Here is a 22971-nt window from a genome sequence, read left to right as displayed (position 1 = left end):
TCCATAAAAGATAGAATCGTTACAGAACAGGAGGAAACAACAATGATCAAAGAAGCAATCATCAAGCTTTCAAAAAAAGAAGATCTTACATATGACGAAGCAGAAGCCGTAATGAATGAGATCATGGACGGAGCGGCAACACCGGTACAGATGGCATCCTACCTTACTGCACTTTCCCTGAAAGGAGAGACTATTGATGAGATCACTGCATCAGCAGCCGGAATGCGTGCACACTGCATCAAGCTTCTCCACGATATGAATGTTCTGGAGATCGTAGGAACCGGTGGTGACGGAGCAAACTCCTTTAACATTTCCACGACATCTTCTCTTGTGATCGCAGCAGGTGGCGTTCCGGTAGCAAAACACGGAAACCGTGCAGCATCTTCCAAGAGCGGTGCAGCAGATGTTCTGGAAGCACTTGGCGTAAAGATCACCATCCCGCCGGAAAAAAGTGCAGAGATCCTGAAAAAGATCAACATTTGTTTCCTGTTCGCCCAGAATTATCATATTGCCATGAAATATGTGGCACCGATCCGTAAAGAGCTGGGAATCCGCACGGTATTTAATATCCTCGGACCATTAAGCAACCCGGCAGGTGCAAACATGGAGCTGATGGGAGTCTTTGACCAGTCTCTGGTAGAGCCGCTGGCACAGGTTATGATGAAGCTTGGCGTGAACCGCGGAATGGTAGTTTTCGGGCAGGATAAGCTGGATGAGATCTCCATGAGCGCACCGACTTCTGTGTGCGAGATCAAGGATGGATGGTTCCAGTCCTATGAGATCACACCGGAGCAGTTCGGCTATACACGCTGCAGCAAAGAAGATCTGGCAGGCGGCACACCGGCAGAGAACGCAGAGATCACAAAAGCCATTGTAAACGGAACCGAAAAAGGCCCGAAGCGTCAGGCGGTCTGCATGAACGCAGGTGCAGCACTTTATATCGCAGGAAAGGCGAAGAGCCTGGAAGCCGGCGTAAGAAAGGCTGAAGATCTGATCGACAGTGGTGCAGCTGCTGCCAAGCTTGAGGAATTCATCAAATTAAGTAACGAGATTTGAAAATAATAGCGGCAGAAGAGAAATCGGCAATCCCTATCGGAAGAGATATGAACGGAAACATTAATCTGTCAGACTTCTTGAAATTGCCGAATGAGAGTTGAACTGAAATATCAAGGAGACAAACAAAGAATGAGCGAAAAAAACATTCTGGAGGAAATCGCAGAAAAAACAAGAGAACGTATCCGGAAGGAAAAACGTCAGTTTTCCCTGGATCAGCTGAAAACCCTGGCAGAAAAAGCACCACAGCAGCCGTCCTTTCTGGAAGCGTTGAAAAAGCCGGGTATGTCTTACATCTGTGAAGTAAAAAAAGCTTCCCCCTCCAAGGGGCTGATCGCACCGGAATTTCCGTATCTGGAAATTGCGAAAGAATACGAGGCAGCAGGTGCATCTGCGATCTCCTGCCTCACAGAGCCATTTTATTTCATGGGAAGTGACACTTATCTCCGTGAGATCACAGAAATAGTGGATATTCCGGTCCTTCGGAAGGACTTCACGGTGGATAAGTACATGATCTATCAGGCAAAAGCATTCGGTGCATCGGCTGTACTTCTGATCTGTGCTATCTTAAATGACCAGGAACTCCTGGAATACCGAGAGCTTGCAGAAACTCTGGGAATGGATGCACTGGTGGAAGCTCATGACGAGAATGAAGTGGCAAGAGCATTAAAGACAGGTGCAAAGATCGTCGGTGTAAACAACCGTGACCTGAAAACTTTTAAGGTTGATATGAATAACAGCATCCGTCTTCGAAACCTGGCACCGGACAATGTGGTATTTGTGTCTGAGAGCGGAATCAAAAACGCAGGTGATATCGTTATCCTGGAAAGAAACCGGGTAGGTGCAGTCCTGATCGGTGAGACCCTGATGCGAAGCCCGGATAAGAAAGCTGCATTGGAAAATCTGAACGGTGGAGCGCTTGTATAAAGGCCAAACGAAAGAATAGAGTAAATAAGTAACAGAGCTGACCAGTAGCAAATAGCAACAAAACAGGAAGGTGCAGGGTTAGACAGAAAGGGCAGGATTGACTGAATATGAGAGAACAACAGTTGAAACATGGGAGCAGAACCAGAATCAAGATCTGCGGCCTGACCCGTCCGGAAGATATCCAGGCAGTTAACGAAGCAAAACCGGACTTTGCAGGATTCATTGTAGAATTCCCAAAAAGCAGAAGAAACGTTACCGTGGAGCAATTGAAGGCTCTCCAGGAAGAACTGGATGAGAGCATTTTGCCGGTAGGCGTATTCGTCAATGCACCGGTGGAGCTTCCCGCACAGCTTTTAAACGAAGGAACCATCGCACTGGCACAGCTTCACGGCCAGGAGGACGAGAATTATATCAGACAGCTTAAGACCATGACAGACCAGCTTCTGATAAAGGCTTTTTCCATAAAAACAGAAGCAGATATAAAGAAAGCGATCCGTTCGGAAGCAGACTATATTCTGCTGGATCAGGGCGCAGGAGGAACAGGAGAAACTTTCGACTGGAGTCTGGTACCGGCGATCAAACGTCCCTGGTTTCTGGCAGGAGGTCTGGGCTGTGAAAATATGGAATCGGCCATACATCTGCTTCACCCCTGGGCAGTAGATTTAAGCAGCAGTGTAGAAACCGACGGTCACAAAGACCCGAATAAAATATTAGAAGCAGTATACGCAGTAAGGAACATAAAGGAGGAAATATAACATGTCAAAAGGAAGATTCGGCATCCATGGCGGACAGTACATCCCGGAAACACTGATGAACGCTGTTTTGGAGCTTGAGGAAGCATACAACCATTACAAAAACGACCCGGAATTCAACCGTGAGCTCACAGAGCTTCTCAATGAATACGCAGGAAGACCATCCCGTCTTTACTATGCGGCACATATGACCGAGGACCTTGGCGGAGCCAAGATCTATCTGAAAAGAGAAGACTTAAACCACACAGGAGCCCACAAGATCAACAACGTACTTGGTCAGGTGCTCCTGGCAAAAAAAATGGGCAAGACCCGTGTCATCGCAGAGACAGGAGCCGGCCAGCACGGTGTTGCAACTGCAACCGCAGCAGCACTGATGGGAATGGAATGTGAGGTATTTATGGGAAAAGAGGACACCGAGCGGCAGGCTCTGAACGTATATAAAATGCGTCTCCTCGGAGCAAAGGTCCATGCAGTTACAAGCGGAACCGCAACCTTAAAGGATGCCGTTTCCGAGACCATGCGTGAGTGGACAAACCGTATTGCAGATACCCATTATGTACTGGGATCTGTTATGGGCCCGCACCCGTTCCCGACCATCGTACGTGATTTCCAGGCCGTGATCTCCAAGGAGATCAAAGAACAGATGCTGGAAAAAGAGGGCAGACTTCCGGATGTTGTCCTGGCCTGTGTGGGCGGCGGCTCCAATGCTATCGGAACCTTCTACAATTTCATTGAGGACAAAGACGTTCGTCTCATCGGCTGTGAGGCAGCAGGACGTGGCGTGAATACTGCGGAGACTGCGGCAACCATCGCAACCGGTCGTCTTGGAATCTTCCATGGTATGAAATCTTACTTCTGCCAGGATGAATACGGACAGATCGCACCGGTATACTCCATCTCCGCAGGTCTTGATTATCCGGGTGTAGGTCCGGAGCATGCACACCTTTATGATATCGGAAGAGCAGAGTACGTTCCTGTTACAGATGACGAAGCAGTAGAGGCTTTTGAATATCTTTCCAGAACAGAAGGAATCATTCCTGCGATCGAAAGTGCTCACGCAGTGGCCTATGCGAAAAAGATCGCACCGACACTTGGAAAGGACAAGATCATGGTAGTTACTATTTCAGGACGTGGAGATAAGGACTGTGCGGCAATCGCCCGCTACAGAGGGGAGGATATTCATGAATAAGAGAATTACAGAGGCATTTGCAAACGGAAAAGCATTTATTCCTTTTTTAACCTGCGGAGATCCGTCTCTGGAGGTAACAGAGCAGCTGGTTTATGCAATGGAAGAAGCAGGAGCAGATCTGATCGAGCTTGGGATCCCGTTCTCAGATCCTACCGCAGAGGGACCTGTGATCCAGGAAGCTAATGTCCGGGCACTTGCAGGCGGCGTGACTACAGATAAAGTTTTTGCAATGGTAGAAAAAATCCGTAAAAATACAAAAATCCCAATGGTATTCATGACCTACGCAAACGTAGTATTTTCTTACGGAACAGAGCGTTTTATCAAGAAAGCAGCGGAAGTTGGAATGGATGGACTGATCCTTCCGGATGTTCCGTTTGAGGAAAAAGAAGAGTTTGATGTTGTGTGCAAACAGTACGGCCTTGACCTGATCTCCCTGATCGCACCGACCTCCCATGAGCGGATCGCCATGATCGCAAAAGAGGCGGAAGGCTTTGTTTACTGCGTATCTTCCCTTGGTGTAACAGGAATGCGTACCAGCATTACCACAGATATCGGAGCTATGGTGAAATTAGTAAAAGCTCAGAAAGACATTCCATGTGCAGTAGGATTCGGAATCTCCACACCGGAGCAGGCAAAAAAAATGGCAGATCAGTCAGACGGTGCCATTGTAGGATCTGCGATCGTGAAGCTTTGTGGTGCCTACGGCAAAGACTGCGTGCCGAAGGTGAAGGCTTATGTGAAAGAGATGAAGGATGCGATCAGATAAGTTCCCGGCTGAAATCGCAACACAGATCACAAAGTGTAATAAAAATCTGCTTTATCCCAAAGAAAGGGTAAAGCAGATTTTTTTCTGCTCTGAACAGAGGCCGGAAAAATTGCAGGAAATATCTACTTGACAGTCAGAGACCAAATGATAGATGATATAAAAAAAGGTGAGGAGGAAATTGGGGATGAATCGGGAAGAAGCAAAGAAGAAAGCAGAAGCGCTGGTTGCCAGGATGACTCTGGAGGAAAAAGCCAGTCAGTTAAGGTACGATGCACCTGCAATAAAAAGATTGGGAATTCCGGCGTATAACTGGTGGAATGAGGGACTTCACGGTGTTGCCAGAGCAGGGCAGGCAACGGTTTTTCCACAGGCGATCGGAATGGCGGCAGCTTTTGACCGGAAAAGTGTGGCAGAGATGGCCGGTATCGTGGCAACAGAGGGCAGAGCAAAGTATAATGCATATTCCGTAAACGGTGACAGAGATATTTATAAGGGATTGACGTTCTGGTCTCCTAATGTCAATATTTTCCGTGATCCACGATGGGGTAGAGGCCATGAAACTTATGGGGAAGATCCGTATCTTACAAAAGAACTTGGAGTTTCCTTTGTAAAAGCACTTCAGGGAAATGGGGATACAATGAAGGCAGCAGCCTGTGCCAAACATTTTGCAGTACATTCCGGGCCGGAGGCACTCCGTCATGAATTTGATGCGGAAGCATCCGCAAAAGATATGGAAGAAACGTATCTGCCGGCATTCGAAGGTCTGGTAAAAGAAGCGAAAGTAGAAGCGGTTATGGGAGCTTATAACCGGACAAACGGGGAACCCTGCTGCGGAAGTCCCACATTACAGAAAAAACTCAGAGGCGAATGGAAATTTCAGGGGCATTTTGTATCAGACTGCTGGGCGATCCGTGATTTTCACGAACACCATATGGTAACGGATACAGCCGTTGAATCTGCAGCACTGGCTATTAATAATGGCTGTGACCTGAATTGTGGAAATACTTATCTTCACATTATGAAGGCATACGAAAAGGGGCTTGTCACAGAAGAAACCATAACCCGGGCAGCAGTGCGGCTTTTTACCACAAGGTATCTGCTGGGGTTGTTTGATGGAAGCGAATATGACAATATCTCCTATCTGGAGGTGGAATCTCCCAGGCATCTGGATGCAGCGGAGAAAGCAGCGGAAAAAAGCTTTGTTCTGCTGAAAAATAATGGGATTCTTCCGCTTGATAAAGAAAAACTGAAAACAATAGGGATCATCGGACCAAATGCGGACAGCAGGCAGGCGCTGATCGGCAATTATCACGGGACAGCTTCCAGGTATATTACCATACAGGAAGGCATCCAGGATTATGTGGGAGACGATGTAAGGATCCTTACTTCCAGAGGCTGTGATCTGTTCCGAGACCGGACGGAGCACCTTGCGTTTACCAGAGATCGTATTGCGGAAGCAAAGGTGGTTGCGGAAAACAGCGATGTGGTGATCTTATGTATGGGACTGGATGAGACACTGGAAGGGGAAGAGGGAGACACCGGAAACAGCTATGTATCGGGAGATAAAGAAGATATTGAACTTCCCGGAGTACAGCGAGAACTGATGGAAGCGATCGCAGATACCGGAAAACCGGTAGTATTCTGTCTGCTGGCAGGAAGTGACCTTAATCTGAAATATGCGGCAGAGAAATTTGATGCAGTCATGATGCTGTGGTACCCTGGATGCCAGGGCGGGAAGGCAGCGGCAAAGGTACTGTTTGGAGAAATCTCGCCATCAGGAAAACTTCCGGTGACATTTTATGAAAGCCTGGAAGAACTTCCGGATTTTACCGATTATTCCATGAAAGGCAGAACATATCGCTATATGGAACGAAAAGCACAGTTTCCTTTTGGATATGGTCTGACGTACAGTAAGGTGGCAGTAGATAAAGCTGAGGTCAAAACATGTGGACAGAAGATAAACGTGGAGGTAGAAGTGCAGAATAACGGCGCATATGATACAGAGGATGTTGTTCAGATCTATGTAAAAAATATCGACAGCAAAAATGCCATTCCCAATCCGATGCTGGCCGGTTTTCAGCGGATATTCCTGAAGGCGGGAGAATGCCGGAAAATAGAAATCCCAATATGGGAAAAAGCATTCACCGTAGTAGATGAAACAGGAAAACGGATGGAAGAAGGAAAGAAATTTGAAATTTATGCAGGCTGCAGCCAGCCGGATGAAAAAAGCAAAGAACTGACCGGGATCATGCCGGTAAAGATCATCTGGGAAAAATAATAAGAAAATCTAAAGTAACAGGAGGGCGATGCATCAGGCAGCGCCCTCCCTTCATATCTACCGCATAAACAACCGTACCATTTTTTCATAAATCTTCCGATATTTCTGATACCGCATAGGAAGATCGATCCAGGTTTTTTTATCTACAATACTCTTATAATGAGAGAATGTCCGGAAGCCGTCGATGCCATGATAGGATCCCATGCCGCTTTCACCAAAGCCGCCGAAGCCCATATTGCTGGTTGCCAGATGTATGAGGACATCGTTGATACAGCCACCGCCGAAACCACATCGGGAAGTAACTTCCCGGGCATTTTTTTCATCTTCGGTGAAGATATAAAGAGCCAGCGGATGTGCCATGGAATTGATCTTTGTTACAGCACCTCCGAGAGAGTCATAGGTAAGGACCGGAAGTACCGGACCGAAGATTTCCTGCTGCATGACCGGATCTTCGAAGGTTACGTTATCAAGAACCGTCGGCTCGATCTGAAGTGTTTCACGGTTGGAACCACCGCCGCAGACAGTTTTGGCAGGATCGATCAGACTGTTGATACGGTCGAAATGCTTTTCGTTGATGATCTTTCCATAATTCCGGTTCTTCAGTGGTTCTTTTCCATACTGGCGTGTGATCTGTCTGCGAAGCTCTGCGACCAGGGCTTCTTTGATCTCCGGATCACAGTAGATATAGTCCGGAGCCACGCAGGTCTGGCCACAGTTCAGGAACTTGCCGAATACGATACGTTTTGCCGCAAGGCGGAGATTGGCTGTTTTGTCCACGATGCAGGGGCTTTTTCCACCCAGCTCCAGAGTGACTGGTGTGAGGTGTTCGGAAGCCTTTCTCATGACCTCTTTTCCTACAGACTGGCTTCCCGTGAAGAAGATGTAATCAAAGTGCAGACTGAGAAGATGTGTGTTTTCCGCACGTCCGCCTGTGACAGTTGCAACGTATTTTTCATCGAAACATTCATGGATGAGAAGACGGATCACTTCGCTTGTTGCCGGTGAGTAGGCACTTGGTTTCAGGATGACTGTGTTTCCGGCTGCAATGGCGTCTACCAGTGGTTCTATGGTGAGAAGAAACGGATAGTTCCACGGACTCATAATGAGAACAACACCGTAGGGGGATGGTTTGCGGAAACTGTGGGAATGGAACTGTGCCAGTGGAGTCGGAACGGTCTGTTCTTTTGCGTAGGAGCGGATATTTTTCAGCATATGTGTGATCTCGGAGAGCACCAGTCCGGTCTCACACATATAGCTTTCGAAATTACTTTTTCCCAGATCCTTTTTCAGCGCGGCGTGGATCTGATCTTCGTGTTTCCGGATGGAAGCGCGGAGACGTTTCAGGGCGCTGATGCGAAAATCAAGGTCAAGAGTTGCGCCGGAGTAGAAGTACTGGCGCTGTTTATCTAAAAGCTGGTTGATCTGTTCTTTTTCCATGGAATTGTAGTCCTTTCTGAAAAAACTGTATTCGAAATATCGAAAAAATCTTTCTATGCCAATGGCTGTTTTAGCAATTGCCTGCCGGAGGCATCAGTCTGTAATACAGTGTCTCAAGTTCGCCGGCATCCATCAGCACAGGAACCGGGTACAGAGGATTGGCTTCTTTATCTGCGTAATGGGCAAGCTCCGGGATGTCCGTTTCCTGGATTTCCGGGATATAGTCTCCGATGCCATAGCGTTTTTTCATATCTTTTATTGCATCAATAAACATCCGGGCAGCAGTTTTATCGTCCTCATGTTTATCGCAGAGACCGGCAGTTACGGCAAGGTTGCGGAGTTTGTGAGTGATGGAATCTCCGTATGTTTCCAGTACCATAGGAAGGATCACTGCATTGGCAAGCCCATGTGGAACATTATATTTTCCGCCGAGGGAATGTGCAATTGCGTGGACATATCCAACGTAGGATTTGGTGAAGGCACAGCCTGCGAAATAGGAGGCGCGGAGCATATTTCGTCTTGCTTCAATATTATTGCCGTCTGTGTAGGCGGTATCCAGATTTTCAAAGATCAGTCTGACAGCATCCAGGGCATTTTTTCTTGTGCCAGGTGTAGTGGAATTTCCAATGTAGGCTTCCACCGCGTGAGTCAGGGCATCCATGCCGGTGGTAGCTGTGATAAACGGCGGAAGGCTTAAAGTCACTTTCGGGTCAAGGACTGCGTAGCGTGGGATCAGCGGAAAATCGTTGATGGCATATTTGTGCCGTGTTTCTGCATCGGTAATGACAGCAGCAAGTGTTGTTTCACTTCCTGTTCCTGCAGTCGTGGGGATGGCGATGAGAAGAGGAAGCTTTTTGTGGATCTTCAGGATTCCCTTCATCTGAGCAAGAGACTGGTGTGGCTTGGCAATGCGGGCTGCTGTGGCTTTTGCACAGTCCATACTGGAACCTCCGCCGAAGCCGATGATCGCCTGGCAGTCATTGTCCAGATACATGTGAAGGGCTTCGTCCACATTGACGGTTGTTGGATTGGCAACGGTTTTGTCGTAGATGTGGTAAGAGATGCAGCTTCGCTTCAGTGTCTGCTCCAGCCTTTCTGTAAGGCCAAGGCTTCGGATCCCTGCATCTGTGATGATGAGTACATTGTTATAGTTTCTTTTTTCCAGAACTTCCGGAATACCTTTGACGCTTCCGATGATCTTCGGATTGCGGTAAGGAAGCAGTGGAAGGGCGAATTTAAAGACATTCTGGAAAACCCGGCAGTAAGCTTTTTTTAATGGATTCATGGTAGTTTTCGTTCCTTTTAAAGTCAAATTATTTTATTCTAAATATTATATATAGCAGTTGGAAGGGGAAAAGTCAAGGTTGCCGTTTATGGAAGTGCATCGCGAAGCGTGTTGCTGAGAACAGAGTAACCGTAACGTCATAAAAAAGAAAACAGGAAAATATAATATTGTCATGGTTGTAAATATCCTTTACACTAAGGGAGTCAAACAGAATCATTATGCAAGGATTGGATATCCAGCGGAAGGCAAATGTCCGCAGGATAGATATTGATCACGGAGGAAATCATGCCAGAAACAGACACATCCGCAAAAAATCCTCTTCATGTATCCGAAGTGGATGATAATTTAAAAGAATTAAGCCCTCACGGTTCCTTTGAGCTGCCGGTGGAAACCTATATGGCGAACTGTGAGATCTTTCATGCATTGTATGACCACTGGCACAGTGAGATGGAGATCATGTATATTGAAAAAGGCAGTGGCTTTGCCAGACTGAACCGGGAGAGCATCCGCCTGAAAAAGGGGGATATCCTGATCGTGAACTGCGGAGTTCTCCATAGTATGCGCACGGATCTTAAGAAGCCTCTTTATTATAAGAGTGTGGTTTTCAGCCTGGGCTTCCTTGCAGGTCAGCCGGGAGATATCTGCCAGGAATGTGTGGTATCACCATTAATAGAAAACAAGGCAGAATTCTGCCATCATATAGAAGAAGGAGATTCCGGATATGAGAAGCTACGGGAAATTTTTCTGGAGATCCATGACTGTCATACGGAGAAGAAGCCATATTTCTATGTGAAGTTGAAAATGCTGTTCTTTGATTTCTTTTATGAGATGCTGACGAAGCATTATATTATCCCGGTAAGCACAGAGCAGAACAAGAGCCTTGCAGCAGTAAAGAAAGTGCTGGATCATATCAGCCTTCACTACCAGGAGAATCTTACTGTTTCAGAGCTTTCCGGACTTTCCAATTACAGTGAGTATTATTTTATGAAGCTTTTCCGCCAGTATACGGGAAAAACCCTGGTGGAATACATCAATGACTTCCGTATGGAGAAGGCGAAGTATCTTCTTACGCATTCCGATGCACCTGTGACGGAGATCGCCATGCAGGTGGGATTTAACAGTACAAGTTATTTTATAAAGAAATTTCAGCAGTCCAATAAGGTTTCACCGCATAAGTACAGGAAGAGTATGAGACAGATCTGAGACAGATCCCGAAACAACCGCATATGTACCGGTTATGTTTTTATGCAGAGCTACAGTAAAAAGTGAAAAACAGTCTGACAAATATCTTGCATATCATGACAGGATTGTTATATTTTTGAAAAGAAATGCGTGATATCCTAATATCATCAAAAACAAAGCAAACAACCTTGTAAAAACATATTTCATCCCATCAAGATCCATGAAAGGAGATCAAAATGGAAACATTAAGCAAAGTATTTGAAGACAAATATAACAAAAATGTAAAAGATTGTACAAATGAGGAAATCTATCATGGACTTCTCTCCTGGACAAAGGAGCAGCTGAAGGGCCGCGGCTACCAGGATGGAAAAAAGAAAATTTATTATATTTCCGCAGAGTTCCTTATCGGTAAGCTTCTTTCCAACAACCTGATCAATCTGGGCGTTTATGATGAAGTTGCGAAATATCTTAAAGAAAACGGAAAAGAGCTTTCCATGATCGAGGAGATCGAGCCGGAGCCATCTCTCGGAAACGGCGGACTTGGTCGTCTGGCAGCTTGCTTCCTGGATTCCATCGCAACTTTGGGACTTCCGGGAGAAGGAATCGGACTTAATTATCACCTCGGACTTTTCAAACAGGAGTTTAAGGATCATCTTCAGTTTGAGACACCGAATCCGTGGATCCAGCCGGAGAGCTGGCTTACAGATGCAGGCGTTTCCTATTACGTGCCGTTTAAGGGCTTTATGCTGAAATCCACACTGTATGATATTGATGTTGCAGGCTATGAGAACAAAGCGATCAAGCTTCGCCTTTTTGATATTGATATTGCAGATGAGAGCATTGTAGGCGAGGGAATCTCCTTTGATAAGAGGGATCTGCTCCACAACCTGACACTGTTCCTGTATCCGGATGACAGCGATGATGCAGGAAGAAAGCTTCGTATCTATCAGCAGTACTTCATGGTAAGCAATGCGGCACAGCTGATCCTGGATGAAGCAACAGCAAAAGGCTGCAATCTTCATGACCTTGCCGATTACGCAGTGATCCAGATCAACGATACACATCCGAGTATGGTAATTCCGGAGCTTATCCGTCTCCTCACAGAGCGTGGAATCGAGTTCGAGGAGGCATGCGAGATCGTATCTCATGTATGCGCTTATACCAACCATACCATTCTTGCAGAGGCACTTGAGAAATGGCCGATCTCCTATCTTGAGGAGGTTGTTCCGCATCTGATGCCGATCATCCGCAAGCTGGACGAGCGTATCAAAGCAAAATATCCGCAGGAAAATCTTGCCATCATCGACAAGAACGACCTGGTACACATGGCACATATGGACATACACTACGGATTTTCTATCAACGGTGTTGCATCCCTTCATACCGATATCCTGAAGGAGACAGAGCTTCATCAGTTCTATGAGATCTATCCGGAGAAATTCAATAACAAGACAAACGGAATCACCTTCCGCAGATGGCTCCTTCACTGCAACCATCCGCTGACAGAGTACATCACATCCATGATCGGTGACGGCTTCCGCAAGGATTCCTTTGAGCTTGACAAGATGCTTGGCTTCAAGGGAAATCAGGACGTTCTTGCAAATATCCTTAAGATCAAGCAGGATGCAAAGAAGAGATGTGCGGAGTTTATCAAAGCCAACACAGGTGAAGAGATCAACACACACAGTGTTTATGATATCCAGATCAAACGTCTTCATGAGTACAAACGTCAGCAGCTGAACGCACTTTACATCATTGACCGTTACCTGAAGATCAAAGCAGGCGAGAAGCCGCAGCGCCCGGTAACCTTTATCTTCGGTGCAAAGGCAGCTCCTGCATACGTTATCGCAAAGGATATTATCCACCTGCTTCTCTGCTTACAGGAGCTTATCAACAATGATCCGGAGGTTTCCCCGTACATGAAAGTTGTTATGGTGGAAAACTACAACGTAAGTGCAGCAGAGAAGCTGATCCCTGCCTGCGATATCTCCGAGCAGATCTCTCTTGCTTCCAAGGAGGCCAGCGGAACAGGAAACATGAAGTTCATGCTCAACGGTGCTGTAACACTGGGAACCATGGATGGTGCAAATGTGGAGATCAGCCAGCTGGTAGGCAAGGATAATATCTATATCTTCGGAGAGTCCAGTGAGCAGGTTATCGAACACTATGAAAAGGCTGACTACTGCTCCAGAGATTTTTATGAGAAAGACGAGCGCATCCGTCGTGCAGTAGACTTTATCGTAGGAAACGAGCTTCTTTCTATTGGAAGTGAGGAGCATTTAAGAAGACTGCATCATGAGATCGTAAGCAAAGACTGGTTCATGACTCTTCTTGACTTCGAGGATTATGCGAAGGTGAAAGATCAGGCACTGCTCGATTATGAGGACAGAACCGCATGGGCAGAGAAAATGCTTGTAAATATCGGAAAAGCAGGATACTTCTCTTCAGACAGAACCATCGAAGAGTACAACAGAGATATCTGGCATCTGACACCGGAGAAATAAAACGGTTTTAGGCAGATTGCTCCGGCTCGAAAGAAAAATAGAAAAATAGAAAATAAAAACACCGGCATTCATCGGAATATGTACTGGGGCTGAGATGTCAGAGATGATCTGGCAGCCTGGACAGGACATGGTACAGATGAATGGCCGGTGTTTTTTTGTGAAATTGGTTGCGAAAAATTGTTTACGGAATCAGGCAAGCGATATTTCAGGCTTTTCCATGCTTAAATGCCATCATCATCTCCTTGGTAAGGCTGATATTATCTCCTTCATCCGGAATGTCTTCCCGGTTGAACCAGGAGGCCATGGAAAGCTCATCGTGGTCTACAGTCAGAGTGTCGTCGCCATCCAGATCACAGTAGAAGCCAAACAGAAGGGTTCCGGAGAAGGACCATGGCTGGCTCTTGTAGTAGCGGAGATTTTTGACCTTTACGCCGATCTCTTCCATAACTTCACGGTGAACGGTCTCCTCGATGGTCTCACCAATCTCGGCAAAACCTGCGATCATGGCGTAGCGGGTGTGATTTCGGCCCTCATATTTGGAGAGGATCAGCTTGTCACCGTTGGTAACGCCTACGATCACAGCCGGAGAAAGCACCGGATATTCACCGTTTCCACAGGCAGGGCAGATCATCTTGCGCTCATGTTTATCATGTACCATCGGTTTTCCGCAGCAGCCGCAGAAACGGCGCTTGCTGTACCACTGAAAGAGCTGATATCCGGTGATTCCTGCGAAAGCCAGATACTGTGGCTCCGCTGTGCGGAGAACTCTTGTGATCTCAAACTGATAACCAGGAAGGAGACTGGTGTCAAGATCCGGGATCAGATAAAAATGCTCTTCGTCAATGGAGAAAAGATAGATATAATTCTCATAGAGGTTTTCAACTTTTCCTTCCAGCTCTCCAAAGCTTGGAAGAGTCATAGTCTCGCCATCTTTTTTCATAAGGATCTTTCCTTCTTCATAGGCGAGGATGTGGCTTTCTTTATCCGGGGCCACAGGTTTGTACTCATTGTGATAGGTATGTGGTGCGATATCCTGGATCATGATCGATAATTCCTTTCCGAATTTATTGTTTTACAGTGTTTGCTGAGAAGTTTTGCCATATAAAATACAGCACGCTTTCTACAGTATAAGCTTACCTTAAGAAAAAGGCAACTCCAGCAATAACAAAAAAAGTTGTATGAGTCAGAAAATCAGTGTAAGATAAATGTATTATATTGTGCAGAAGATGTGAAAGGTCTGAAAATTTTTCTGCACAGAAGGAGAAGATCATGCCAACAACAGAAAAGCCGGGACTGACCCGGGATGCCATTAAATATCTGGCAATTTTTACCATGCTTCTGAATCATATCGCCAACGTGCTTCTGCCGGAAAACACGATCCTGTGGGAAGTGTTTATAGACATTGGCTACTTCACAGCCATTACCATGTGTTATTTTCTTGTGGAAGGTTTTTACTATACACATTCCAGGAGAAAATACGGTGAAAGGCTTCTGATCTTTGCCGGAATCTCCCAGGTTCCCTATATGATAGCCTTTGGGAATTCACAGCTGAATATGATCTTTACTCTGTTTATCTGTTTTATGATCCTGGTTGTTCAGGAAAGGATGATGGCAAGTAAATGGAGAATTCCACTTCTGATCCTGCTTCTTTTACTATCCGTTTGTTCGGACTGGGCAATCCTGGCACCGGTTTTTACCATCTGGTTCCATGAGAGCTGGGGGAACAGGAAGAGGATGATAACAGCGTACGGAGTCGGTGCTGCCCTTTTTGTGCTGTTTAACTACAGCTCCTACGTGGAAAAAATGGCAGCCGGACCGGCAATGATCCATGCTCTGTTTTCGGCAGCAGGGATCGTGGCATCAGGAATCATCATCCTGTGCTTCTATAATGGCAAAAAATCCGAAAAAGCACCGAAGTTTTCCAAGTGGTTTTTCTATATCTTTTATCCGGCACATCTGCTGATTCTGAGCATAGTCCGTGTTATAGTACAGTAAGAGATAAAATAAAATCTCTCCAATATTTATAACCGGATAGATTGCCGAAAATAAATTTCATATCCACATAAAACATAGTAATTCTGTAAGAAAACAGAAAAATAGCGAAAAAACTCTTGAAAACCCACAAATTATCTGCTATGCTAACTGACATGACAAAGGCGTCTGGAAATTGAGTTTCCAGGCGCTTTTTGCGTTGCAGAATAATTGAGGGAATTGAGGAGGAAATGAATGATGAATGCAGGAGATACCGGCTTTATGCTGATCTGTACAGCCTTTGTGTTCTTTATGACACCTGGGCTTGCGTTTTTCTACGGAGGACTGGTCCGCAGGAAAAATGTGGTAAATACCATGATGGCCTGTGGGGCGATCATGGGACTGTCCGTAGTTATGTGGACATTGTTTGGATATTCGCTGGCATTTGGAGGAAATCATGGCGGGATCATCGGAGATTTTCGCTGGTTTGCGCTGAATGGCGTAGGCTGGGAGCCGGGACCTTATGCGGATACGATCCCGCATCTGGTATTTGTGGCGTTCCAGATGATGTTTGCCATGATCACACCGGCATTGATCACCGGTGCCGTGGTTGGAAGAATGCGTTTTAAGGCGCTGTTTTTCTTTATTGCGATCTGGTCTTTGATCGTGTATTATCCAATGGCACATATGGTCTGGGGAGACGGTGGATTTCTGGCAGCCATTGGCTCTGTGGACTTTGCAGGAGGAAATGTGGTACATATCAGTTCCGGTGTCAGTGCACTGGTTCTTGCCATTTATCTTGGACAGAGACGAGGCTATGCAAAAGCAACCTATCGCACACACAATATCCCATTTGTATTTCTCGGAGCAGCTATGCTGTGGTTCGGATGGTTCGGCTTTAATGCAGGAAGTGCGCTGAAGGCAGACGGCCTTGCGGCACATGCCTTTATGACCAGCAGCATTTCTTCTGCCTGCGCACTGCTGACCTGGATGCTGATCGAGGTGATCCGCGAGGGAAAACCGACACTGGTTGGTGCATCCACAGGTCTTGTTATCGGACTGGTAGCCATTACACCGGGAGCTGGTTTCGTACCGGTATGGGCATCCTTTATCATTGGGATCCTGGTAAGCCCGATCTGTTACTTTACTGTGATCCTTCTGAAACAGAAGCTGAAGATCGACGATGCCCTGGATGCTTTTGGCTGCCATGGTATCGGTGGTATCTGGGGAGGAATCGCAACAGGTCTCTTCGGAAAAACTTCCATTAACTCTGTTGCAAAATGGGATGGCCTTGTGTTTGGAGATCATCGTCTGTTCCTGGCGCAGGTATTGAGTATTGTGATCACCATTGCGGTTGCCATTGTGGGAACGCTGATCTGTATCGGGATCGTGCGGATCTTTACACCGCTTCGTGTAGATCCGAAGGAAGAGATGGTCGGTCTGGATGCATCCCAGCATGGAGAGAATGCATATCCGTCATTTAATGGATTTGACTGATAAGAGTCCATTTCCTGTTAATGTGAATGATGGTGTTAAAGAGGAGATTATAGTATGTTGATTAAAATAGAAGCAATCGTAAGAGAAGAAAAAATGGAAGATGTCAAAGCAGCGTTAAATGAGATCCAGGTTAACGGTTTTACAGTAACCCAGATCATGGGCTGCGGAACACAGCGCGGCTATACAGAATATGTCCGTGGTTCCAAGATCGATGTATTTCTGAAACCGAAGATCAAGTTTGAGATTGTAGTATCATCAGAAGACTGGGAGATTAAAGTTATTGATGCCATTCAGAAAGCAGCATTCACCGGTGATCCGGGCGATGGTAAGATATTCAGCTACGAGATCCGTAACGCTGTTCGTATCCGTACAGGTGAGACCGGATACGATGCGCTGCAGTCGGAATTTCTGTAAATTGTTTTATTAATATGTAAATTATGTGTGAAAGAGTCCTTCGGGAAGTCGCAGAGATATCAGGAGATATGATCTTGAGATTTTTCGGAGGACTTTTTTACCACAGGTTTAACAATAGTCTTACGTTGATTTGATGAAAAACAGCATGTGGCCGGTATAATATATAAGATGTACACGAAAACTAAAAATAATAGATAAGGCAGACATGACAAAAAAGAAATCAAAGAAAAAAATAAGAAAAAAACAGAAATCTATTAAAGATGGATTCGAACAGGACCAAGAAGAGCAGGAGAAGGAGAATCCAAAAATGGATGCTCCGGCTCAGAAGTCAGAGCAGAGCAGAGTTCCGGATTCAATAGAACCAGAAAATCAGAAACTGACAGCAGAAAAAACAGCAGCCATCGCAAGCTACATCAAGGATCCGGACTACCGCCTCCGCTGTAAGGCGGCCATCGATATCCTTATGGCAAAACTGAAGATGATCAATGCAGAGCTTTCCGGGCAGAAAAAACGTACTGTGATCAGTCAGACTACCAGTCGGATCAAAAGTGCGGAAAGTATTTACGCAAAACTTCTGAAAAAAGGCCTGGAACCGGATTTCGAGACAGCCAGAAAAAATCTGAAGGATCTCATAGGCATCCGTGTAGTCTGTCCGTTTGAGGATGAGCTTTACCAGGTTGCAGAATCCCTGGAAATGCAGAAGGATATCGAGAACGTCCGGATAAAGGATTACATTAAAAATCCAAAGAAAAACGGCTACAAAAGTCTTCATCTGATCGTGAAAGTACCTATCTACTCTGCGGAAGGTGAACAGAAAGAACTGGTGGAAATACAGCTTCGGACCATTGCGATGGATTACTGGTCTGTGTTAGAATATGAGTTGTATTATAAAAAAAGAGACAATGCGGAAATTGAAGCAGAATTAAAAAAATATGCAGAAGAAATTGCAAATCTGGACCATAGAATGCTGGAACTACGAAATAAAATTGAAAAAATCTGAACAATCAGTGAATGTGAGATCAGAATGCCTGTTTTATGACAAAACTGTAAAATTACTGCATCAGAAAAGGAGAATATCCCGGTGCTGGAGAAATAAAAGATATTTACACATGAAATTATAAATTAGGATTTATAAAAAAGAAAACGGAGAATTCCCGAAAGAAAAATTTAAGGAATTCTCCGTTTTATTATCTGACTGAGCAAACTATGAAGTTATTATTCAATATAGAGCTGTGCAACAAATGGGGCATAAGATATCCAACTGCTTTTTCTCTGCCATAGTTGCATTTCAACTGCAAAGATGACACTTCTCACAGGCGGACGGTGTGGCTGCACAACCGCCGAGAGCAGTTTCACGAAGCTCTGCAGGAAGCTTTTTGCCCACAGTATACATGGCATCGATCATCTCATCCAGCGGGATGAACTGGGGGATACCGGCCAGTGACATTTCCGCTGCGATAAGGGCATTGGAAACACCGGCTGCGTTACGGTTCTGGCAGGGATATTCCACTAGGCCGCCTACAGGGTCGCATACAAGTCCAAGCATGTTCATAAGAACCGTGGAAGCAGCATAAGTACACTGAAGAGGTGTACCGCGAAGAAGTTCCACAGCAGCAGAAGCAGCCATTGCAGAAGCGATTCCGACCTCAGCCTGACATCCGCCAACAGCACCGGCAACTGTTGCATTACGCATGGCAAGATAGCCGATCGCGCCTGCATTAAATAATGCCTGGCGGATTTTTTTATCGGAAAAGCCATAGACCTCCTGAAGAGCAAGCATCATTCCGGGAACGATCCCGGCACTGCCGGCAGTAGGAGAGGCAACGATAAGTCCCATGGAAGCGTTGGTCTCAAGGGTTGCCATAGCGTAGGTGATCCCCTTTCCGAGAACATTTCCGCACAGGCTTTTTCCCAGGTCATGAAATTCGCAGAGCTTTCGGGCTTCACCGCCGATCAGTCCGCCCATAGATATCACCGGATCTTTGATGGGGGAAAAAGCAGCATCCTTCATGATCTCCAGAACACGGTCCATGCGCTGGTCCACGATTTCAGCAGTGGTTTCACCGAGAAGGATCTCACGCTGGCGCATTACTTCGGAAATCGGAAGCTTTTTTTCCTGGCAGAGAGCAAGAAGTTCCTTGGCATTTTTGAAATTCATAAAACACATCCTCCTTTTCCCTACATCTGAACAACCATGACATCATGGATGTTGGTGTTCCGGTGAATGCTTTCTACGATATCTTCCGGGAGATGACCGTCGGATTCCACGATCGTATAGGCTGTGGTTCCTTTGGATTCACGGAAGAGGCGCATGAAGGCAATGTTAATGTTACGTTCACTTAAGCATTTGGTGATGTAGGCCACAACACCGGGAGTATCCTGATGGATCACGATGATGGCACTGTATTCGCCGGTGAAATCCACTTTCACGTGGTTGATCTCCACAATACGGACCTTGCCGCCGCCCAGCGATTCCCCCCGGACTGTCATTTCCTGTCCCTGTTCATTGACCATATGGATATCTACAGTGTTGGGATGGACATCGGTTTCTGTTTCATTTGGAGTAAAGGAAAAGTCGATCCCCTGTTCCCTGGCAATATCAAAAGAATTCCGTATACGCATGTCATCTGTGGAAAAGCCCATGATCCCGCCAAGGAGGGCACGGTCTGTACCGTGTCCCTTGTATGTTCTGGCGAAGGAACCATAAAGGATGAATTCCACTTTTTTCAGGGGCGGCGTGATCATCTTCTGGGCAAGGAAAGCAATGCGTGCAGCCCCTGCGGTATGAGAACTGGAAGGACCGATCATGTTGGGACCCATAACGTCAAATACACTGATAAAAGACATTTTGCTTAATTCTCCTGTGATGTTTTTGCAATAAATTTCTTATAAATGGTGTCAACGATTACGCCGATGGCGTTGTCACCGGATACATTGCAGGCAGTTCCGAAGGAATCCTGGGTAATGTAAAGGGCAACCATGATAGCACAGATGGCACCGTCCGGATCACCGGCTTCCGCTCCGAATACCATGTAAAGGAATGGAAGGGCAGTCATGATGGAACCACCGGGAGCACCGGGAGATGCAACCATGGCAACACCGAGAGTCATGATGAACGGAACGATGATCCCAAGACTGATGGGCAGCTGGTTCATAAGGCAGACTGCAGTAGCACAGGCTGTGATGGTGATCATGGAACCGGCCATGTGGATGTTTGCACAGAGCGGTACTACGAAGTTGCGAATCTGCTCGCACACGCCGTCCTTTTTGGCACATTCCAGATTGACCGGGATGGTAGCTGCGGAAGACTGGGTTCCCAGAGCAGTTGTGTATCCCGGGATCTGATTTTTGATCAGAGTGAAAGGATTCTTTTTGCTGACAGTACCTGCGATCACAAACTGGATCGTAATGCAGATCAGGTGCATGATGATAACAACAAGGAATACCTTCCAGAGGATGCTTAAGATGGCAAAGGTTTTTCCGGAAATAGTCATATCTGTGAAGGTTCCGCAGATGTAAAGCGGAAGCAGCGGGATGATAATGGTATGAAGGACCTTGTCAATGATTTTGGAAAAGTCACTCATTCCGTTATAAAGGCTGTTTCCCATTTCTTTTCCACGCATGGAAGAGAGGCACAGTCCCATGACAAAGGCAAGGGCAACAGCAGAAAGAGTATCCATGACCGGCTCCAGTGTGATAGAGAAAAATGGTGTCAGGGATGCGTCTGCGGTAGCTGCGATCTGATCCAGTGCACCTTCACTCATAAAGTGCGGGAACAGGCTGGATGATACCAGATAGGATGCGGAACCTGCGATCAGAGTGGAGCCATAAGCCAGAGCCACTGTGATCAGGAGAAGCTTCCCTGCACCCTGTGAAAGATCCGCAATACCCATGGTCACATAGGCAAGGATCATCAGCGGGATGACGAATTTCAGAAAGGTACTGAAAAATCCGGAAAGGGTTACAACAAAGCGACAGAAGCCTTCCGGAAGGAACTGGCCGAACAGGATACCTACGATGATGGCAATGATCAGCTTCGGCACAAGTCCGATCTTGATTTTTTTCTTTTCCATTTGGATTCTTTCCTCCTAAGTATGAATTTATTCATTTTGCACAAAAATACGATTGACGTCCTCGTGATTGTATTGTAACATTGACATAAAAATAAGGCAAATTCACAGATTTCATCATCACGATGAAAAAATTTCATAGAAAAAGGGAGAAAATCATGGAAATCCGTCAGTTGGAGACGTTTGTACATGTAGCACAGCTTCAGAGCTTTTCCAGGGCAGCAGAGGTTCTGGGATACACCCAGTCAGCGATCACTGTCCAGATCCGTCTTTTGGAAAATGAGCTGGAAACAAGACTTTTTGACAGAACCGGAAAGCGTGTGGTGCTTACTCCGTCCGGAAAAGAGTTTATGGAGCATGCAAGCCGGATCTTATATGACGTAAATAAAGCAAAAAAGTCAATGAATGATGATTCGGAACTGAAAAATCCATTACATATCGGGACTATTGAATCTCTCTGCACAGCAAAGCTTCCGGCTGTTCTCAGCAAATTTCGTGAGTTTCACCCGAAAGTAAATATGCAGGTGACTATTGATACACCGGAGCAGCTGATACGGATGATGGAGCATAACGGGCTGGATCTTATTTATATACTGGATACCCCAAGGTGGGACCAGAACTGGGTGAAGGTCATGGAGAAGGCGGAGCCGGTAGTATTTGTGGCCTCCGCAGATTCGGAGTTTGCGGGAAAGACGCTGAAGATGGAGGATATTCTGGAAGAACCTTTTTTTCTCACGGAAAAGAATGCCAATTATCGCCAGGCCCTGGATCAGCAGCTGGCGCTTAAGAAGCAGGCCCTGTCACCGGTACTGGAGATCAGCGATACCGCTTTCATCATCCGCATGCTGGAAAAGAACCACGGACTTTCCTTTCTTCCCTATCTGGCTGTGGAGCGGGATATCCGGAAAGGAAGAATTGCCCTTTTACATGTGGAAGATGTGGAGATATCCATGTACCGGCAGATCTTTTACCATAAGAATAAGTTTAAGACGAGAGAGATGGAGGAGTTTATCCGTCTGGCGGCAGAGTGAAAGTCAGAGCTTGTAAAAACAAATAAAATGTGGCACTATAAAAGAAAAAAACACAGGAGAGAAAAAATGAATCTTATTGAAGAAGCAAAAGCTCTTGGTTTTTCCGACGCAGCGGTCATAAGTACCGATCAGCTTGTATTTGTGCCGGAATACCGGGTTTTCTGCGAGGACAATCTTTGCGGGAATTATGATAAAAACCCGGCATGTCCACCACAGAGCGGCACTGTAGAGGAGATGAAAGAGCATGCGCTGAAATACGAAAAAACGCTGATACTCCAGACAATGCAGGATGGCCTTATGGACTACAAAAAGGCAAAACTTGCTCATAACAAACTGACAGAACAGCTGGCAGAGAAGATGAAAGAAGAGGGAATAACTGATCTTCTGATCATGAGTGCGGGACCTTATAAACATAATTCCTGCATGTCCGCTTACTGTGTGGATGCACAGAAAATGGCAGACGCTGCAGGAATGCTATGCTGGACTAGCGACGGAATGATCCGTTATTTTTCCCAGGTTCTTTTCCATGGGTAAGATGAAGGATTTTGTAAAGGAATATGGGAGAAATAGATGGAGTTTTACAAATGCGAGTATCCGTTGACAGAAACAGAAAAA

General features: G+C 46.0%; 20 protein-coding genes. 14 read left to right on the top strand and 6 right to left on the bottom strand.

The genetic code is table 11. The features are described from left to right. The first annotated feature begins 42 nt into the window (after positions 1-42). The 6 genes from trpD (at position 43) to BLP57_RS00800 (ending at position 6965) form a co-directional block, all read left to right on the top strand. On the top strand, positions 43-1056 hold the full coding sequence (gene trpD / locus BLP57_RS00825) for an anthranilate phosphoribosyltransferase (protein ID WP_092068546.1): 1014 nt from the start codon (positions 43-45) through the stop codon (positions 1054-1056). A 129-nt stretch (positions 1057-1185) separates the two neighbouring features. Beyond that, positions 1186-1980, top strand: coding sequence for an indole-3-glycerol phosphate synthase TrpC (gene trpC / locus BLP57_RS00820; protein ID WP_092068543.1), 795 nt, complete (start codon positions 1186-1188; stop codon positions 1978-1980). Positions 1981-2087: 107 nt separating this feature from the next. After that, a complete protein-coding gene (locus BLP57_RS00815; RefSeq protein ID WP_092068540.1) occupies positions 2088-2735 on the top strand; it encodes a phosphoribosylanthranilate isomerase in 648 nt (215 codons plus the stop codon). A gap of 1 nt (position 2736) precedes the next feature. Further along, positions 2737-3921 (top strand): tryptophan synthase subunit beta, encoded by a 1185-nt coding sequence (gene trpB / locus BLP57_RS00810; protein WP_015527286.1) that lies wholly within the window; start codon positions 2737-2739, stop codon positions 3919-3921. Next, positions 3914-4687: a tryptophan synthase subunit alpha gene (gene trpA / locus BLP57_RS00805; protein WP_059086055.1), complete on the top strand. Its 774-nt coding sequence runs from the start codon at positions 3914-3916 to the stop codon at positions 4685-4687. Before trpB ends, trpA begins: the two co-directional genes overlap by 8 nt. A 184-nt stretch (positions 4688-4871) precedes the next feature. Further along, positions 4872-6965, top strand: a complete 2094-nt coding sequence (locus BLP57_RS00800) for a glycoside hydrolase family 3 C-terminal domain-containing protein (RefSeq protein ID WP_092068537.1) — start codon at positions 4872-4874, stop codon at positions 6963-6965. Between the two features lie 57 nt (positions 6966-7022). Here BLP57_RS00800 and BLP57_RS00795 read toward each other — a convergent pair whose 3' ends face one another. Further along, positions 7023-8402 carry an aldehyde dehydrogenase gene (locus BLP57_RS00795; protein WP_092068534.1) on the bottom strand — a complete coding sequence of 460 codons (1380 nt, stop codon included), beginning with the start codon at positions 8400-8402 and terminating at the stop codon, positions 7023-7025. A gap of 70 nt (positions 8403-8472) precedes the next feature. Next, complete coding sequence (locus BLP57_RS00790) at positions 8473-9687, bottom strand: iron-containing alcohol dehydrogenase (RefSeq protein WP_092068531.1); 1215 nt, start codon at positions 9685-9687, stop codon at positions 8473-8475. A gap of 285 nt (positions 9688-9972) precedes the next feature. Between BLP57_RS00790 and BLP57_RS00785 the strand changes: the two genes are divergently transcribed. Both BLP57_RS00785 and glgP read left to right on the top strand, forming a co-directional pair. Then, a complete protein-coding gene (locus tag BLP57_RS00785) occupies positions 9973-10890 on the top strand; it encodes an AraC family transcriptional regulator (RefSeq protein ID WP_092068528.1) in 918 nt (305 codons plus the stop codon). A gap of 215 nt (positions 10891-11105) precedes the next feature. After that, positions 11106-13373 carry a glycogen/starch/alpha-glucan family phosphorylase gene (gene glgP / locus BLP57_RS00780; protein ID WP_092068525.1) on the top strand — a complete coding sequence of 756 codons (2268 nt, stop codon included), beginning with the start codon at positions 11106-11108 and terminating at the stop codon, positions 13371-13373. A gap of 205 nt (positions 13374-13578) precedes the next feature. Here the strand turns inward: glgP and nudC are convergent, their stop codons facing one another. After that, a complete protein-coding gene (gene nudC / locus BLP57_RS00775; RefSeq protein WP_022426711.1) occupies positions 13579-14415 on the bottom strand; it encodes an NAD(+) diphosphatase in 837 nt (278 codons plus the stop codon). Between the two features lie 227 nt (positions 14416-14642). Between nudC and BLP57_RS00770 the strand changes: the two genes are divergently transcribed. The 4 genes from BLP57_RS00770 (at position 14643) to BLP57_RS00755 (ending at position 18255) form a co-directional block, all read left to right on the top strand. Beyond that, on the top strand, positions 14643-15368 hold the full coding sequence (locus tag BLP57_RS00770; protein ID WP_242872532.1) for a TraX family protein: 726 nt from the start codon (positions 14643-14645) through the stop codon (positions 15366-15368). A 234-nt stretch (positions 15369-15602) separates the two neighbouring features. Then, a complete protein-coding gene (locus BLP57_RS00765; protein ID WP_092068756.1) occupies positions 15603-16841 on the top strand; it encodes an ammonium transporter in 1239 nt (412 codons plus the stop codon). A gap of 54 nt (positions 16842-16895) precedes the next feature. Then, the gene (locus BLP57_RS00760; protein WP_092068522.1) at positions 16896-17255 is read left to right on the top strand and encodes a P-II family nitrogen regulator; all 360 of its coding nucleotides are present in this window, start codon (positions 16896-16898) and stop codon (positions 17253-17255) included. Between the two features lie 205 nt (positions 17256-17460). After that, positions 17461-18255, top strand: coding sequence for a GTP pyrophosphokinase (locus BLP57_RS00755; RefSeq protein WP_242872531.1), 795 nt, complete (start codon positions 17461-17463; stop codon positions 18253-18255). A 288-nt stretch (positions 18256-18543) separates the two neighbouring features. Here the strand turns inward: BLP57_RS00755 and sdaAA are convergent, their stop codons facing one another. From sdaAA to BLP57_RS00740, 3 genes are read right to left on the bottom strand one after another with little or no spacing between them, the layout of a single operon-like run. After that, positions 18544-19413: an L-serine ammonia-lyase, iron-sulfur-dependent, subunit alpha gene (gene sdaAA, locus BLP57_RS00750; RefSeq protein WP_092068520.1), complete on the bottom strand. Its 870-nt coding sequence runs from the start codon at positions 19411-19413 to the stop codon at positions 18544-18546. Between the two features lie 20 nt (positions 19414-19433). Then, on the bottom strand, positions 19434-20102 hold the full coding sequence (gene sdaAB, locus BLP57_RS00745) for an L-serine ammonia-lyase, iron-sulfur-dependent subunit beta (protein ID WP_092068517.1): 669 nt from the start codon (positions 20100-20102) through the stop codon (positions 19434-19436). Positions 20103-20107: 5 nt separating this feature from the next. Next, complete coding sequence (locus tag BLP57_RS00740) at positions 20108-21328, bottom strand: dicarboxylate/amino acid:cation symporter (protein WP_092068514.1); 1221 nt, start codon at positions 21326-21328, stop codon at positions 20108-20110. A 155-nt stretch (positions 21329-21483) separates the two neighbouring features. On the opposite strand from BLP57_RS00740, the gene BLP57_RS00735 reads away from it, so the two are divergent. Both BLP57_RS00735 and BLP57_RS00730 read left to right on the top strand, forming a co-directional pair. After that, complete coding sequence (locus BLP57_RS00735) at positions 21484-22356, top strand: LysR family transcriptional regulator (protein ID WP_092068511.1); 873 nt, start codon at positions 21484-21486, stop codon at positions 22354-22356. A gap of 66 nt (positions 22357-22422) precedes the next feature. After that, positions 22423-22890 (top strand): DUF2284 domain-containing protein, encoded by a 468-nt coding sequence (locus BLP57_RS00730; RefSeq protein ID WP_015527271.1) that lies wholly within the window; start codon positions 22423-22425, stop codon positions 22888-22890. Positions 22891-22971 lie beyond the last annotated feature (81 nt).

It is taken from the genome of Blautia sp. SF-50 (genome assembly GCF_900101315.1).
Lineage (GTDB): Bacteria > Bacillota > Clostridia > Lachnospirales > Lachnospiraceae > Blautia_A > Blautia_A fusiformis.
The sequence above is the reverse complement of the archived record's forward strand: the minus strand, read 5'-3'. Positions and strand labels throughout refer to the sequence as shown.

Coding starts and splice junctions, on each gene's coding strand:
- trpD (WP_092068546.1), top strand. CDS start 43: ATGATCAAAGAAGCAATCATCAAGCTTTCAAAAAAAGAAGATCTTACA.
- trpC (WP_092068543.1), top strand. CDS start 1,186: ATGAGCGAAAAAAACATTCTGGAGGAAATCGCAGAAAAAACAAGAGAA.
- BLP57_RS00815 (WP_092068540.1), top strand. CDS start 2,088: ATGAGAGAACAACAGTTGAAACATGGGAGCAGAACCAGAATCAAGATC.
- trpB (WP_015527286.1), top strand. CDS start 2,737: ATGTCAAAAGGAAGATTCGGCATCCATGGCGGACAGTACATCCCGGAA.
- trpA (WP_059086055.1), top strand. CDS start 3,914: ATGAATAAGAGAATTACAGAGGCATTTGCAAACGGAAAAGCATTTATT.
- BLP57_RS00800 (WP_092068537.1), top strand. CDS start 4,872: ATGAATCGGGAAGAAGCAAAGAAGAAAGCAGAAGCGCTGGTTGCCAGG.
- BLP57_RS00795 (WP_092068534.1), bottom strand. CDS start 8,402: ATGGAAAAAGAACAGATCAACCAGCTTTTAGATAAACAGCGCCAGTAC.
- BLP57_RS00790 (WP_092068531.1), bottom strand. CDS start 9,687: ATGAATCCATTAAAAAAAGCTTACTGCCGGGTTTTCCAGAATGTCTTT.
- BLP57_RS00785 (WP_092068528.1), top strand. CDS start 9,973: ATGCCAGAAACAGACACATCCGCAAAAAATCCTCTTCATGTATCCGAA.
- glgP (WP_092068525.1), top strand. CDS start 11,106: ATGGAAACATTAAGCAAAGTATTTGAAGACAAATATAACAAAAATGTA.
- nudC (WP_022426711.1), bottom strand. CDS start 14,415: ATGATCCAGGATATCGCACCACATACCTATCACAATGAGTACAAACCT.
- BLP57_RS00770 (WP_242872532.1), top strand. CDS start 14,643: ATGCCAACAACAGAAAAGCCGGGACTGACCCGGGATGCCATTAAATAT.
- BLP57_RS00765 (WP_092068756.1), top strand. CDS start 15,603: ATGAATGCAGGAGATACCGGCTTTATGCTGATCTGTACAGCCTTTGTG.
- BLP57_RS00760 (WP_092068522.1), top strand. CDS start 16,896: ATGTTGATTAAAATAGAAGCAATCGTAAGAGAAGAAAAAATGGAAGAT.
- BLP57_RS00755 (WP_242872531.1), top strand. CDS start 17,461: ATGACAAAAAAGAAATCAAAGAAAAAAATAAGAAAAAAACAGAAATCT.
- sdaAA (WP_092068520.1), bottom strand. CDS start 19,413: ATGAATTTCAAAAATGCCAAGGAACTTCTTGCTCTCTGCCAGGAAAAA.
- sdaAB (WP_092068517.1), bottom strand. CDS start 20,102: ATGTCTTTTATCAGTGTATTTGACGTTATGGGTCCCAACATGATCGGT.
- BLP57_RS00740 (WP_092068514.1), bottom strand. CDS start 21,328: ATGGAAAAGAAAAAAATCAAGATCGGACTTGTGCCGAAGCTGATCATT.
- BLP57_RS00735 (WP_092068511.1), top strand. CDS start 21,484: ATGGAAATCCGTCAGTTGGAGACGTTTGTACATGTAGCACAGCTTCAG.
- BLP57_RS00730 (WP_015527271.1), top strand. CDS start 22,423: ATGAATCTTATTGAAGAAGCAAAAGCTCTTGGTTTTTCCGACGCAGCG.